Origin of the sequence: Desulfovibrio intestinalis (genome assembly GCF_014202345.1) — a bacterium.
In the GTDB taxonomy this organism is placed as follows: domain Bacteria; phylum Desulfobacterota; class Desulfovibrionia; order Desulfovibrionales; family Desulfovibrionaceae; genus Desulfovibrio; species Desulfovibrio intestinalis.
Map to the genome: position 1 here is coordinate 75,457 of NZ_JACHGO010000003.1, position 14,216 is coordinate 89,672.

The 14,216-nt window shown below is 56.5% G+C and carries 10 protein-coding genes; 3 read left to right on the forward strand and 7 right to left on the reverse strand.

Annotated elements, in window-relative coordinates:
• Positions 1-361: 361 nt before the first annotated feature.
• The 7 genes from sat to HNQ38_RS05595 all read right to left on the reverse strand — a co-directional run bounded on the left by sat (position 362) and on the right by HNQ38_RS05595 (position 8,531).
• Positions 362-1,633 (reverse strand): sulfate adenylyltransferase, encoded by a 1,272-nt coding sequence (sat, locus tag HNQ38_RS05565; protein ID WP_183718441.1) that lies wholly within the window; start codon positions 1,631-1,633, stop codon positions 362-364.
• A gap of 1,022 nt (positions 1,634-2,655) precedes the next feature.
• Positions 2,656-3,195, reverse strand: a complete 540-nt coding sequence (locus tag HNQ38_RS05570; protein ID WP_183718442.1) for a single-stranded DNA-binding protein — start codon at positions 3,193-3,195, stop codon at positions 2,656-2,658.
• A 41-nt stretch (positions 3,196-3,236) separates the two neighbouring features.
• Entirely contained in the window at positions 3,237-3,575 is a 339-nt protein-coding gene (locus HNQ38_RS05575) for a hypothetical protein (RefSeq protein ID WP_183718443.1), read from the reverse strand.
• Between the two features lie 42 nt (positions 3,576-3,617).
• Positions 3,618-4,268 carry a biotin attachment protein gene (locus tag HNQ38_RS05580; RefSeq protein WP_183718444.1) on the reverse strand — a complete coding sequence of 217 codons (651 nt, stop codon included), beginning with the start codon at positions 4,266-4,268 and terminating at the stop codon, positions 3,618-3,620.
• Positions 4,269-4,590: 322 nt separating this feature from the next.
• Positions 4,591-6,840: an acetyl-CoA carboxylase carboxyl transferase subunit alpha/beta gene (locus HNQ38_RS05585; protein ID WP_183718445.1), complete on the reverse strand. Its 2,250-nt coding sequence runs from the start codon at positions 6,838-6,840 to the stop codon at positions 4,591-4,593.
• A gap of 15 nt (positions 6,841-6,855) precedes the next feature.
• Positions 6,856-7,038: a DUF1847 domain-containing protein gene (locus tag HNQ38_RS05590; protein ID WP_183718446.1), complete on the reverse strand. Its 183-nt coding sequence runs from the start codon at positions 7,036-7,038 to the stop codon at positions 6,856-6,858.
• 41 nt (positions 7,039-7,079) lie between these two features.
• Positions 7,080-8,531, reverse strand: coding sequence for an ATP-binding protein (locus tag HNQ38_RS05595; RefSeq protein ID WP_183718447.1), 1,452 nt, complete (start codon positions 8,529-8,531; stop codon positions 7,080-7,082).
• A gap of 266 nt (positions 8,532-8,797) precedes the next feature.
• Between HNQ38_RS05595 and HNQ38_RS05600 the strand changes: the two genes are divergently transcribed.
• The 3 genes from HNQ38_RS05600 (at position 8,798) to HNQ38_RS05610 (ending at position 13,921) form a co-directional block, all read left to right on the forward strand.
• The gene (locus HNQ38_RS05600; protein WP_183718448.1) at positions 8,798-9,718 is read left to right on the forward strand and encodes a purine-nucleoside phosphorylase; all 921 of its coding nucleotides are present in this window, start codon (positions 8,798-8,800) and stop codon (positions 9,716-9,718) included.
• Between the two features lie 58 nt (positions 9,719-9,776).
• Entirely contained in the window at positions 9,777-11,606 is a 1,830-nt protein-coding gene (gene typA, locus HNQ38_RS05605; protein ID WP_183718449.1) for a translational GTPase TypA, read from the forward strand.
• Positions 11,607-11,875: 269 nt separating this feature from the next.
• Positions 11,876-13,921 carry a cache domain-containing protein gene (locus tag HNQ38_RS05610; protein ID WP_246388012.1) on the forward strand — a complete coding sequence of 682 codons (2,046 nt, stop codon included), beginning with the start codon at positions 11,876-11,878 and terminating at the stop codon, positions 13,919-13,921.
• Positions 13,922-14,216: the final 295 nt, after the last annotated feature.

Sequence of the window (14,216 nt, forward strand, 5' to 3'; positions counted from 1 at the left end):
TCGCACGACGACTTCTATGCCCAAAATGTATCATTTGGTTATAGGCTTTTTTTTACTTCAGGTAAAGTGTGAACACGTCACGAGTGGATCAGGCCCCCGCATATGTAACAAGTTCAGGCATGCCGGGCGACTGGATTCAGGGGGGGACTTTGTGGAAAAACCATGTTGCCACATATGGGGAAAGCAAAACCCGCCCTGCGTGAAAGCAGAACCCGCCCTGTGTAAAAGTAAACTGGCCGCGCGTGCCTTTGCCTATAATGGGCTGCTGTCGGGCTGTTTGCACGTTGGGGCAGAGGCGGCAGCCCGCCAAAACAAAAGGACGCCCTTGCGGGCGTCCTTTCGCGTTGTGACTGCGGCGTCCTTACATGGTGGAACCAGAGGCGGCACGCTGCATCTTGACTTCGACTTTTTCGGTCAGGCTGGAATAGTACTCACGCAGGATGGTAAGCACTTCTTCGCGGCCGAAGTGATCCGGCACTTCCGCGCCTTCGGAAAGCATCTTGCGGAGTTTGGTGCCAGACAGGATGACGCGATCTTCTTTGCCGTGCGGGCAGGTGCGCATGCTGGCCATGCCGTCGCACTTTTTGCAGTAGAAGGTCCAGTCGATATTCAGGGGATCGCAAAGCAGGCGTTTGCCGGCGTCTTCGGACACAGGAATCTTGCGGAAGATTTCCTGAGCTTCAAACATGCCGTAGAAGTCGCCCACGCCAGCGTGGTCACGGCCAACCAGCAGGTTGTTGATGCCGTAGTTCTGGCGGAAGGTGGCGTGCAGCAAGGCTTCACGAGGACCAGCGTAACGCATGTCCAGGGGGTAGCCGGCCTGAATGACGAAGTCTTTCACGAAGTACTTGTCAACCAGGGTGTCGATGCAGCGCACGCGCACTTCAGCAGGAATGTCGCCGGGCTTCAGGGAGCCCACCAGGGAGTGGATGACCACGCCGTCGCACACTTCCACGCCGATCTTGGCAAGGTATTCGTGCGAGCGGTGCATGGGGTTGCGCAGCTGCAGGGCGGCAACCTTCTGCCAGCCGCGTTCGTCCATCTTGGCGCGCAGCTGGGCGGGGGTCATGTACACGCCGGGGAACTTTTCGGGGAATTCGCCCTGCGAAAGCACTTTGACGGGGCCAGCGATGTTGAATTCTTTCTGAGCCAGAACCATTTTCACGCCGGGATGGTCTTCGGGGGCCACTTCCCAGAACTTTTCAGAGTCGGGGCCTTCGCCTTTGAAGACCAGTTCGCATTCCATTTTCTTGTCGGCTTCAGTCATTTCATAGACTTCTTCGACCTTCATGGTGGCCATGATTTCGCCCTTACGGACCAGAGCCACTTCTTCGCCAGCCTTGATGGTCTTGGCTTCGTCAGCGGAGATGTCCAGGGTCACAGGCACGGGCCAGAAGGTGCCGTCGGTGAGAGTCATCTTCTCGCAAACGCTCTTCCAGTTGGCCTTGTTCATGAAGCCGTTCAGAGGCGAAAAGCCGCCAATGCCCATCATGATAAGGTCGCCCTTAGCGCGGGAAGAAATCTCGATCTGCTTGAGGCCTGCAGCCTTTTTCTTTTCGTCTTCCAGGGCCTTACCTTCAAGCAGGCAACAGACCAGACCCTTACCGCCGTGAGGAGCTACCAATTTGGACATCGCGAAATCCTCCGTGTTTTGGTTATGACAGCCTCCCACCGTGGCATCACGTTGACCGGAATAGGGAGGGCTTCTTTCAAAAACCATCTTGTGAATAATCTAACAAAAAGTCAACTACCTCTTGCAAATTTTCCTGACAACGTCAGCAAAAATATACGAAAAGACGTTGCATCCCGCCAAAAAACCTAAATACCATCATACGGCATGTTTTTAAAAAAGAGAAGCCCCCTCGCTGGAAAAAACGCGCAAATCTCCTTTGCAGGCGGCAAGGTAAGCACATACGTGACGTGTTGATATTCTTGCTATTTTTTTGCCTCCTTGCTGTTGTTTGATGGAGTGAAATTCAATAACATACTTAAATTGTAACATAAAATTCACATTGCAGATGGGCGCTGATAGCCTGCCCGAGAATTGAAAACAGGCGGGAGCTGGGGGTGTTGCATATTACATTTTTGACGATGGCGCTTTTTTTCGCAATCTCCCATTTGGGCGAGCAAGTTGGAAGGCCAGACCCGCGAATATCTGAGCCTTCGAAGGTCAGGCCAAGCGCAGCCTGCATTGCACAAAAGCACGGAGGGTAGGGAGAACCAACGAGTAGCCCCGAAGTGAGTCAGATTGCACGATACACAGAGGCGGGATGGTTTTGCGTGATTGGTTGGCACTGAAGCCGTTTGAAGTAAATCTGTTTGAGGCCGGGATGTTGCGGCTGTTTATATTTTGGAGAGCTGGCGGCGGTAATCGGCATTCCGGGTGGATACAATCTGGTCTACCGCTCAGGTTAGAGGGAAACAAGATGGCCAAGGCACATCACTTTGGAGCAGGGCTAGATCGCGATTGGTTTGCCGCGAGGCACAAGGTCGGTTCAAAACGGTGTGCAAGGGGCGGGGAGAGACACATGCGGTGTACAGCGTTTGACAAAAAAAGGCCGGAACCTGTGTGGTTCCGGCCAAACAAAGCAGGTCAGGCTGTTTTGGGCGGCAACAAGCTGCCTCAGGTCAAGCCCGAACCCGTGATCGAAAGGTCTAGAAGGGCACTTCGTCCATATTGGACGCTTCAGAAGGGAAGGCGGGACCGAGGTCTTCATCCATTCCACGACGGCCACCCTGGCCTCCACCCTGCGCTTGCTGGCGCGGGGCTCCACCCTGGCCGCCACGCGGGGCGTTGCCACGGGGAGCGGCAGAAGGTGCGCCATAGTCTTCGTCAAAGCTGCGGCCTCCGCCTTCGCGGGGGGCGTCGCCCTTGCGTTCCAGAAACTGCACACGCTGCGCCTTGATTTCAGTGGTGTAGCGGTCCTGTCCCTGCTGGTCCTGCCACTTGCGGGTTTGCAGGCTGCCTTCCACAAAAACCAAGCTGCCCTTGGTAAGGTAGTTGGCGCAGTTTTCTGCCTGGCGCTGAAATACAGACACACGGTGCCATTCGGTGCGGTCAACCTTGTTGCCGTCACGGTCGGTATAGGACTCGTCTGTAGCGATATTGAGGCTGGCCACGGGCGAACCGCTCTGAGTGTAACGCAACTCGGGGTCACGGCCCAGGCGGCCAATAATCATAACTTTATTCAGCATTCGAATGCTCTCCGATGATATACTGCTGTGTTCCGGATCTGTCAGGCCACAAACGCCTTTTCCAGATTATCCAGCACGTCTTCAAGTTTGTCACTTAAAATGTTGGCCTCACGGGGCTGCCAGTCTGCCAGCGCGTTTTCCAGCGCCTGTTTGATGCGGGCTGCCTCTTCAATGCCGGGCCCCATCGCCTTGCGTCTGGCCTCGGACCAGGGAAGAAACTGCAGGCCGTCACTCAGGGCGCGCACCATCTCAAGAACACCGTGCTTCTCATGCTTGATGGGAACGCTGAAGGCCAGTTCCGTCAACTTGGGCCACAGTTTTTCGAGCAGGTCTTCGTTCCAGGTCACAGCGGTGACACGTATCTGCAAGGCGTTGCCCATAATGGTTCTCCACGTTGGTTGACTGGTCGAATGGGGGCTTTTCTATTCCTTTTCCGTCCACTCCGTCTGCACACGCATGATGACGTCCTGAATGGCAGGCAGCTGGTCTTTGGGGCACACGCCCAGAAGCGGAGCCCCGGCGTCCATGTTGTCATTGATCTTGAAGTAGACAGCGTAAATGACGCCGTCAGGCCCGGAGTAGTTAAGAGGCACTTCGCGCTTCATGCGGGACATGATGAGCAGTTCCATGCCGTCGCGCACGGCTACTGACTGAGCGTCAGCCGCGCGGATTTTCTTGTCCACTTCAGGCGTGAAGTAGTACTTGGCGCGTTCAGGCGCACAGAACAGGTGCAGGGTTTTTTGCAGAATGATGCTCTGCACCTCATCCTTTGTCAGCATATGCCGCAGCACGGCAAGTGGGGTTCCGGCCTGGACAAACTGGCCTTCAAGTTCGCTGTGTATCGTGCTTACCTCACCCTTTTCAGAGGCGCAAATAGACTTGGGATTGCGCTCGCGCTCCAGCGTGGCAATAAGAGTGCCGGGCTTTTCTTTCCACTGGCCCTGGGGGCCAAATGTTTTGTCGCCCTGCTTGAGCCCCGCAAAAGTGACCTGCCCCGTATGCGGAGTACGGATAACGATTTCGCGGTAGGGAGAGGCTTTAATTTCGTCCAGCAACGAAGATATATTAATCATGCTTGGTCCGTAATATGCTTGGCGCGTGTGCCGCCGGAGCGGCACGGGCGTTTGGGTTCTTTAATGTCTGCCCCACTGGGCGCACGCTATGTTGTGTACTGACATATCTGCATAATCTGTCTGCAGCAGGCTGAAAAAGCGCCCGCTGGGCTCCCTGCTGCAAGCGGCAGGGAACCATGCCATATCCAGAGTTCGCCGCCGTCCTACCGATAGTACAAGTCCCTGCCACCGATGGTGAGCAGAGCGCGGCAGGTCTTAGGCCCGCAGGGCCTTAGAGATGGCGACAGTGACTGGTTACGCATCAGTATCACTACAGCACCGCCTACCGATAGTACAAGTTCCTGCCACCGATGGTGAGCAGAGCTTGCTTCAGGTTGGCCCGTACCTGCCTTCTGTCCCATATGCCCTGAATATGCCCGCGTGACAAGGCGCGGTAGGAGCGATGGTACTTGGGCGGGATGTCCATACCCGTGGTTTCTTTGATAACGCCGGGTCCGGCAAAGCCGATATTGGACGAGCGCACGGCGAACTGGTAGGGCGAGCAGCCGAGAAAACTGGCCACTGGTCCGGCGAAGGAGTTGGTGTCGTAGAGCACCATGTACAGCCCGCCGGATTCGATATAGCGGCGCACTGCCACCGTGCAACGCGGCATCTGTATGACGCCGTGGGTTCCTTCCTGAATACGAATGCCAGCCGTGCCGTGCACATAGGCAAGGAACGGATACCGCTTCTTGGCTGCGCGCTGGGCGGCTTCCACAAACTTGTAGCCCTCGGCAGCGCCAACGGAACCACCGCGGAAGGTGCCCATAAGCATGGCCACCACCATCTTGGTGTTGTCTATGCGGGCCTCAAAGGTCATGCAACCGCTCTTGGCCCCGGTCTTTTTTTGCGCTGCGCTGATGCGGTCGTTGAAATCGGGGAAGTCCAGAGGATTGCCCGCTTCAATTTCACTGTTGAACTCAAAAACAGAACCGGGATCAAAGACGTTTTTAACGTACCATTCCGGCTCCATAGGAAAGTGGTAGCCGCAATGGCTGCACACGCCCGCAAACTCCGCAAAAAGGTCCGGTCCCCACAGGTCAAGGCAGCCGTAAGAAGCGCTGTTGGGGCAGGTGACCGCACGGTCTGTCTTGTAACGCGGGGAGATATAGTTCCACTTGAGACGGCGCGAGTCGTCGGCCCAGGTAGAAAGGGCCATGAGTTCCTTGGCCTTGCTGTCTTGTTTGCTGGGCAGCTTGTGGGTGAGTTTGTGCCAGGGAGCCAGCAGGCGGCCCTTGAACACTTCCCATTCGTTGTCCATTTCTTCCATAAAGGTGCGGATGCGCATCTGGTGCTTACGATAGAAATCGTACTTGAAGCTCACCCAGGGTTTGGAAATCCAGTCCCAGGTTGCGCCGGCCAGCTTGGTGATGAAGGGCCTGCGGTCGCGGGCGGCCTGACGCGAAAGGCGCAGGAACTTCTGCTGGCGTTTTTCACGCAGGCAGTCCTTGGCCTTGGATGAAAGCCCCCAGCGGGTGTGCATTTCGTCCAGGTTGGCGTCGGGCTTGCGCAGGCGAGACAGGGCCAGGCCCTTGAAAATGGGCATCTTGCGGGTAGAGACCACCACTTCGTCGGTTGCGCGAATGACTTCCTGCCGCAGACTGCGGAAGAAATCAAAGTGCCAGGGGCGCGCGCCCAACGGTGGTTCCTGCACAATGCGGTCAATGTAGCCGAACTTGAAGTTGTCCTGCGCGGTGATCTTGAGATTCTGGGCGCAGTGCTCGATAAGTTCGGGCGCGGCACGTTCCCCGGATTTGAGGCGGCCTTCAATGGCGGCGGCACCTTCGGGAGAAATAACCGAATAGTAACCGTGCGAAAGCATGAGCCTCTTGTCGGCGAGGCCAATAGCCTCGGCGCCGCCCGAACCGCCTTCGGATATCACGGCAATGACGGGAACCCGCAGGCCAGCCATGCTGTAGATATTGCGGGCGATCTGCTGGGCCGCGCCGGGGTAGTCCTCAATGGGATACGAACCGGGCGTGAAGATATAGGCATGAATTGGAATGCCCTCGGTTTCGGCCACGCGCATATACTGCTGCGCCTTGGCGTTGCCCCAGGGTTTGACCGAGCCGCCGTTGCGGAATTCCGCGCCGTGGCCTTTTTCCTGCCCGATGACCATGACAGACTGGGTGTAGGTTTTTTTGCCGCGCCGTCTAGTAATGACAGCCCGGGCAATAAGCATGCTGGGGTCAAGGCTGTGCTCGTCCTGCCCGCCGACCTCGGTAAAGTTGTCGTAGACGTTTTCCAGAATATCGCGCAGGCAGACGCGCTGCGGATGGCGTACAATGCGCACCTTGTCCATGGGAGTGATGCTGCCTTCAAGGCGGCGCTCCACATAGCTGAAAAGGTCTTCTACCGTGGCCAGTTCGGCATAGGGATCTTCAACTTCCCCAGCACGAACGCGCGTCGCAAAAGAGGTGAGCTTTTCTTCCAGCAATTGTGCATTGTCTTTATGCTTGCCTGCAAAAATGTCCACCAGATAGCTAAGCCTGTCGCGCAGGCTCTGGATGCGTTTTTCTATGTTATTATCCATAACTCGCGTATGCCGCTAAACGGGTTTTTTAAGAAAGTTTGAGTAGGACGAGTGCAGGGCAGCCAAGGGCTTGTTGCCGAGCATGCGGTCTTTTACGGCCAGCATAGTGGCGGGGCCTTCAAGATTGCGCATGACAAGGCTGCTGTGCGCTACGCACAGGCCCGGCAGGATGTTCAGCTCAACGCCGGCGTCACTCATAATTTTGGCCCAAGGGTGTACCCATGTTCATTTCCTTTCGGTCAAAAGCGGAGAATCCGCCCGGTATTGGCCGCCAAAAAATTAACGTTGGATTTTAAGCCTTCGCCCGCACCATTGTGCCCTTCAAGACGCAGGTCATTCAAAAACTCAAGGCCGCGGGCCTTGGCTTCTTCCAGATCTTTGCCCCAAATAATGGCAAGCGCCAGATTCGGGTCAAATTCCGTGGGAATTTCATACGGTTCGTCAGTGGGAACATGCGTGAGCATGGTCAGCCAGGGCTGGGCCTTCCATTGGAAGCTTTCGATACGGCCCACCCAGGGGGTGAAGTTGGTGTCGGGATCTTCAGCGATAAGGCGGTACTCTATGCCAACACCGTGAAAGGTTATGTCTTTTTGATTGTAGCCAAGATTCTCGCCCAGGCCGATCCGTATCTGTTCAGCAATAATGTCCACATCTCCCTGGCCTTTGACCTTGGAAATGCGGGCAGAAACTCCGTTTTCAACCTGGATGCGGGTGTTGACTTCCATCAGGAAGGGTTCGCCCTTGCGGGTCACAATCCATTCCCAGGTGCCCACGTTGTCGTAGCCGACCTTGCGGGCCATCGTCAGGGAATAGTGAACGATATCCTTGAGAACCTTGCCCGCGTCAAAGGTGTATTCCAGTTCGTCGGGCACAAAGCCGGGGGCGACTTCAATACGTTTCTGCAAGCCAGTGGACTGGATGGAGCAGTTACGGGTGCCGAAGTGCACGGGATTCGTTCCTGTGCGGTCGGAAACTACCTGAACTTCAAGGTGGTTGAAGTCGGTAATGCGCTGCTCGATAAGCACGCCTTCGTCCTTGAACTGCCGCAGCGCGTAGCTGCGAATGCGGCGGTAAACAGAACGGAACTGGTCAGGATCGTACACTTCTTCAATGCCCATGCCGCCGCCGCCAGCCGAAGCCTTGACCAGCACAAGGGGTCTGCTGATGCCTTGCTGCGCCTGGAACTCAAAAATGCTTTTGGCAATGCGCTCGGCTTCCATCTCGTCATAGATGGGACGGTCGGAACCCGGCACAGTGGGCACGCCAAGGCTGCGCGCGAGACGTTTGGTGTTGATTTTGTCACCAAGCTCGCGAATGATTTTCCACGAGGGGCCTATGAAGATGAGTTTGCGGTCGCGTTTGGCCACGCGGCGGGCGAAGCGGTAGTCTTCAGCAAAGAAGCCGTAGCCGGGATGTACGGCTGTGCAGCCCGCCTCATCAGCCACGGACATGAGTTCGTTGGCATCGTGGTACGAAGAAACGCGAAAGAGGCTTTTTTCGCCTCCTTCTTCCCGCGCCAGGCGCACATGGCCCGAAGCGGCGTCTTCAGCCGTGAATATGGCAGTAAAGGCCACGCCAAGCTTGCGGCATGCCTTCATGATGCGCATGGCGATTTCGCCGCGGTTGGCTACCAGAATTTTATGCTTTTGCAGTGGAATGATTTCCTGAGCTTTGTCCAAGCCTGTCTCCATATGCGGCGCTTCAAAGGCGCAAATAGTTGTTGTCTGTTCGTTCCGGTGCTGTTGCGGGGGCCGCGAACAGCCGGGTTCAGGTCAAACCGCTGGTTTGTCCTTGTAGGACAGGGCCGGGCGGGATATACAGAGTGTGTATCAAATAAGTGTACGCACTTTTCGTGTGAAAATCCACACGCACTGTTGCAGTGCAGGTGAAAAAAATCGCGCACCCGCCGTGGCTATTGCATTGCGGCCGTTTGCACGACCAAAACAGGAGGGATAATATGCAAAATCCGCAGGAAGTCCAGTCCGTGGCAGCGGCCCTGCGCAAGGCTCTGGCGGCATCTGCCTGCACATTTTCGCAACCTGCGGGAATGCGCAAAATATCCTGTAGTGCCACTGGCGCGGTAGAAAATAACGCCTCGCCCATTGGTCTTATATTGGGCACCGGCCTTTCGGGGCTGGCTGACAGGCTTGCGGAGCGGGTGGCCATACCTTACTCAGATCTGCCCGGTTTCCCCGAGTCCAGTGTGGATTCGCATGTGGGCGCATTTGTTTGTGGGCGTTTTCCCACCTCATGTGGTGAAGACGATGCACAAGGGCGGCCCGTGCTTATCCAGCAGGGGCGATGTCATCTGTACGAGGGGCGCACCCCGGCTGAGGTGTGCATGGGTGTGCGCGTTATGGCGGCGATGGGTGTAAAAACGCTTATCATCACCAACGCGGCCGGAGCTCTCAACCCCACCTTTGACGCCGGGTCCGTCATGTGCATGACAGACTTTATCAACCACACGGGGCATTCGCCCTTGATTGGCTGTAACTGCGACCCGTGGGGACAGCGTTTTCCCGACATGAGCATGCCCTTTGATGCGGATCTGCGGTCTTTGGCGATGGAAACCGCCGCTAAAATGGGCCTGCGGCTTGAGCGCGGCGTGTATATTGGTGTGCGCGGGCCGGAAATGGAAACCCCGGCAGAGACGCGCATGTACCGGCAGTGGGGTGCAGACGCCGTGGGCATGAGCACGGTGCTTGAAGTTATTGCCGCACGTCATTTGGGCATGCGTGTGCTTGGTCTTTCCTGTTTGTCAAATAAAAATTTACCAGACTGTATGACCCCGGCTCCCTTGGAAGAAATCATTCTTGTTGCTGCTCAGGCGGGCAAAAATCTGGGTCGGCTCATACGGGCAATGGTGACAAAACTTTGAAAAATGCGTACAAGCGCTGCCCGGACACTATTTTTTTCTACCAAAAGGCAATCGCCCCATGCAGCACAATGACTCACTTCGCAATGTCGCCATTATAGCACACGTTGACCACGGCAAGACCACTCTTGTGGACGCTCTCTTCAAACAGGGCGGCGTTCTTCGCGCTGGTCAGCAACTTGATGACCGCGTCATGGATAATATGGACCTGGAACGCGAACGCGGCATCACCATCGCCGCCAAGAACTGCGCGGTCTCGTGGAACGGCGTCAAGATCAACATTATTGACACGCCCGGCCATGCCGACTTTGGCGGTGAAGTGGAGCGCTCGCTCTCTATGACCACTGGCGCCATTCTGCTGGTGGACGCTTCTGAAGGGCCATTGCCCCAGACCCGCTTTGTGCTGCGCAAAACCCTTGAAGCCGGGCTGCCCGTGGTTGTGGTCATCAACAAGATCGACCGCAAGGACGCCCGCCCTCAGGAAGTGCTTAACGAAGTCTATGACCTGTTCATCGACCTCGACGCCAGCGAAGCGCAGCTGGAATTTCCGGTTCTTTACGCCATTGGCCGCCAGGGCGTGGCCATGAACAATATCGACGACGAGCAGAAAGACCTGTCGCCGCTGTTTGAAGCCATCCTGAAGCACATCAATGGCCCGCAGCATGACCCCGAGCAGCCTTTCCAGATGCTTGTGGCCGACCTTGACTACTCCGACTACCTTGGCCGTCTGGCCGTGGGCCGCATCATGCACGGCCAGGTGCAGAGCAAAGACTCTCTTGCCTGCATTGGCGAAGACGGCCAGCCCCGTCCCCTGCGCGCCACCAAGCTTCAGGTGTACGACGGTCTGCAACTGGCCGAAGTGGAAACAGCCCAGCCCGGCGATATCGTCGTGCTGGCGGGTATTGAAGACGTCACCATTGGCGACACCATCTGTACCCGCGACAATCCGCGTGCCCTGCCGCGCATCCACGTGGACGAACCCACTGTGGCCATGCGCTTTGGCATCAACACCTCGCCCCTGTCGGGCCGTGAAGGCAAGCTGGTTCAGAGCCGCGCCATCCACGACCGTCTGGTCAAGGAAACCCTGCGTAACGTGGCCGTGCGTGTTGAAGACACCGCAGACCGCGACGCTTTTCTGGTCAAGGGCCGTGGCGAATTTCAGATGGCCATTCTTATTGAAACCATGCGCCGCGAAGGCTTCGAGCTTTCTGTGGGCCGCCCCGAAGTCATCTTGCAAAAGGATGAAAACGGCAAAACCCTTGAGCCCATCGAACGTCTCTATGTGGACTGCGATGAAAACTTTATGGGCGTGGTTACTGAAAAGCTGGCCCAGCGCAAAGGCCGCATGGTCAACTGCATCAACAACGGCACGGGCCGTGTACGCCTGGAATTCAGCGTGCCCGCGCGTGGCCTTATTGGCTACCGCGACGAGTTTCTTACAGATACCAAGGGCACAGGCATCATGAACTCCTACCTTGACGGCTACGAAGAATGGCGCGGCGATTTCCCCACGCGTTATTCCGGCTCCATTGTGGCTGACAGGGCAGGCAGCGGCGTGGCTTACGCCCTGTATAACCTTGAGCCCCGTGGCGTGCTTTTTGTGGAACCGGGCGACCCTGTGTACGAAGGCATGATCGTGGGTGAACACAATCGTGACAACGACATTGACGTCAATCCCACCAAGGAAAAGAAGCTCACCAACCTTCGCGCTTCCGGCAAGGACGAAAACGTCACCCTGACGCCTGTGAGAAAAATGACCCTGGAGCATGCCCTGCACTTTGTTCGTGAAGACGAAGTGGTGGAAGTGACCCCTCTTTCTATCCGTCTGCGCAAGTCTGAACTTTCTGCTCAAAAGCGGTATCAGACTGCAGGCAAGCGCAAGGGTAGCTAGCACGGCAAGTGTTTGTCTTGATTTGAGGCAGATGTACTATCAATTTTGTGGTTGATTTTTGCCTCGAGCTGATAAATATTTTCACTGTGCATTTGATCTGGTTTTAAGCAACCCGCCCCCCCCCGCGGGCGAAGAACAGCAATAACGGTATTGGTGCGGCAATCCGTGCGGTGGCTATAAACGCCTCCCGCGGGTTGCCGCTTTTTGTTGTAGATACGCTCTCGCAACGTAACTCTGCTATTGTGCTCCGGGTGTGAGCGAGGTACCGCATGCTGTGTGATCTGGATTCCCATACAAAATCCGCCGTTGAAAAGCTGATTCCTTTCATGCCTGAAATAGGGCGCTGCCGCACGGTGTTTGCGCAGCTTGAGCGGCAGTGGACCTGGATAGCCCTTACGGGAAAAATCAACTGCAATGCCATTGCCTCCACACTGTTCGACTTCATTTTTAAAACGCGCGACACCTTTGGGCTTCTGCGTCACGACCTCACTGGCATGCTGGCGGAAAAACTGCTCGAAAAAGCAGTGCGCGAGATGTCGCCAGTGGCCCAGGTGGTTATGGACATCATCAAGCGCAATCTTTACGAGCGCACAGCGGATGTCAGCTTTCTGGCTACAGACGGGGAGATTATACGCTTCCTTCAGGAAGGGGCTGGCGATATGCCCGGCATGCGCGCCCGGCTGCAAGCTTACCGCGCCAAGTACAGCGTATACCGCGATATTCTTGTGCTTGATCCGCAGGGGCGTGTGCGGGTGCAGCTGGACGCCGCCAGACCTGTAAGCGCCTCGCACGATCCGCTTATAGGGCAAACGCTGGCTTCGCAGGATTTTGTGGAGACGTTCCGGCCCACAGACCTTTCGCCAGACGGAAATGCGGCGCTTGTCTACTCGCACGCGATCCGCGCTGAAGGCACAGCGGCTCCGTTGGGGGTGCTGTGTCTTGTTTTTGATATGGAGGGAGAAGCCGCCGATCTTTTTTCTGGTATGGCCCGTTTTGCCAATGACATGGCTGTGCTGCTGCTGGACGAGCGCGGAGAAGCCTTTGCCAGCAGCAACGCCATAGCGGCGCCCGTGGGGCGCGTGTACCACTGCGACAGCGCCACAAGTTTTTCCATAACCGGATTTGGCGGCAAAACCTCTTTGGCTGTTTCGCGCCCGTCAGAGGGCTACCAGGGATATACAGGGCAGCCGTGGCGTGCGCAGGTGCTCTGCAGCGCGCAAAGCGCCTTTGCGGACAGGCCCACAGATGGGCTGGATGCCGAACTGGTGCGCCGCGAGGCGGATTTTTCCGCGCAGCTGACCAGCATTGAAGAACAGGCCAGCGACGTTATGGGCGATCTGACCCTGGCGGCGCTCAACGGGCAGATCATGGCCGCCCGTCAGAGCGGTAATGCCAGAGAGGACGAGCGGCACGCCGCCCAGGCCCTGCCCCCCATTCTGGACGCAGTGCGGAAAATGTGTGTGCAAATGGAGCGTGAATTTCACCGGTTCACCAATGGCCTGCTGAATACTGTGACTGCCTCGCGCCTTAACGATGCCTCGTTTCTTGCCTCCATTACCGTTGAAATTATGGACCGCAACCTCTACGAGCGCGCCAATGACTGCCGTTGGTGGGCACTGACGCCCGATTTTCGCAAGATTCTGGCGCAGCCGTCTGTCAGCAGGGGGGATCTGGCCCGGCTTGAGGGCGTGCTGGAATACATCAACAGTTACTACACGGTGTATTCCAATCTTTTTCTGTACAATGCGCACGGCGTTATTGTGGCCTGTTCCCGGCCTTCGGAGCGGGGCCGCTATGGGGAGCAGATAAGTGAAGATTATGTGCGCCGCACACTGGCGTTGACGGATTCCAACGATTTCGCCGTTTCGCCTTTCCGCGTTACAGAGCTTTATCGGCCGGACGGCGAGGCCCGTCCTTCTTACATATACAGCGCGCCAGTGCTTCCGCCCGAAGGCGGCGCGGCGGTTGGCGGCATTGGTATTGTCTTTGATTCCTTGCCTCAGTTCGAGGGCATGCTGGACGACACGCTGCCCAGAGATTGCGCTGGCGCGGTACTGAAAGGGGCAGCGGGATTCTTTGTAGAGGCGGGGGGCGTTGTTGTGGCTTCCAGCACGCCCGACATGACGCCGGGCGAAAACTGCCGGCTGCCCGCCGAATGGCTGGCGTTGGGGCAGGGTGAGTGCGCCTCACATCTGGAATCCGTTGATGGTGTGCTGTATGCCGTGGGCTGCGCCTGCTCGCGCGGCTATCGGGAGTACAAGCGCGACGGGCGCTACGCCAATGACGTGTTGTGCGTTATGCGCCTGCCGATCTAGGGGCTGTTCCTAAATAATTCTTTTGTCCAATTGGCTGCGTCAAAAGGCTTTTTTACTCACGTCATGTACCGCAAAAGTACACTTATCTCGTAAAAAAGCCTTTTTCCTTGCCCTTGGCGCAAAACCATTTATTTAGAAACAACCCCTAGAGCAAACTACCTTTCAAAAAGTTTACATGCTCCACCGCCGTATAAGAGTACAGCGTGCAGCAACGCGGCGTAGATTCAGCCAAGAATTGATTTTGCGGCAGAATGGCCCCTTTGAAATATAATACAGTTCAAAGGTAATCTGCTCT

Excerpts from the sequence above, each read along its gene's own strand:
- HNQ38_RS05590 (WP_183718446.1), bottom strand. The coding sequence starts at position 7,038 with ATGAGTGACGCCGGCGTTGAGCTGAACATCCTGCCGGGCCTGTGCGTA.
- HNQ38_RS05610 (WP_246388012.1), top strand. The coding sequence starts at position 11,876 with ATGCTGTGTGATCTGGATTCCCATACAAAATCCGCCGTTGAAAAGCTG.
- HNQ38_RS05595 (WP_183718447.1), bottom strand. The coding sequence starts at position 8,531 with ATGGAGACAGGCTTGGACAAAGCTCAGGAAATCATTCCACTGCAAAAG.
- HNQ38_RS05575 (WP_183718443.1), bottom strand. The coding sequence starts at position 3,575 with ATGGGCAACGCCTTGCAGATACGTGTCACCGCTGTGACCTGGAACGAA.
- HNQ38_RS05570 (WP_183718442.1), bottom strand. The coding sequence starts at position 3,195 with ATGCTGAATAAAGTTATGATTATTGGCCGCCTGGGCCGTGACCCCGAG.
- sat (WP_183718441.1), bottom strand. The coding sequence starts at position 1,633 with ATGTCCAAATTGGTAGCTCCTCACGGCGGTAAGGGTCTGGTCTGTTGC.
- HNQ38_RS05585 (WP_183718445.1), bottom strand. The coding sequence starts at position 6,840 with ATGGATAATAACATAGAAAAACGCATCCAGAGCCTGCGCGACAGGCTT.
- HNQ38_RS05580 (WP_183718444.1), bottom strand. The coding sequence starts at position 4,268 with ATGATTAATATATCTTCGTTGCTGGACGAAATTAAAGCCTCTCCCTAC.
- typA (WP_183718449.1), top strand. The coding sequence starts at position 9,777 with ATGCAGCACAATGACTCACTTCGCAATGTCGCCATTATAGCACACGTT.
- HNQ38_RS05600 (WP_183718448.1), top strand. The coding sequence starts at position 8,798 with ATGCAAAATCCGCAGGAAGTCCAGTCCGTGGCAGCGGCCCTGCGCAAG.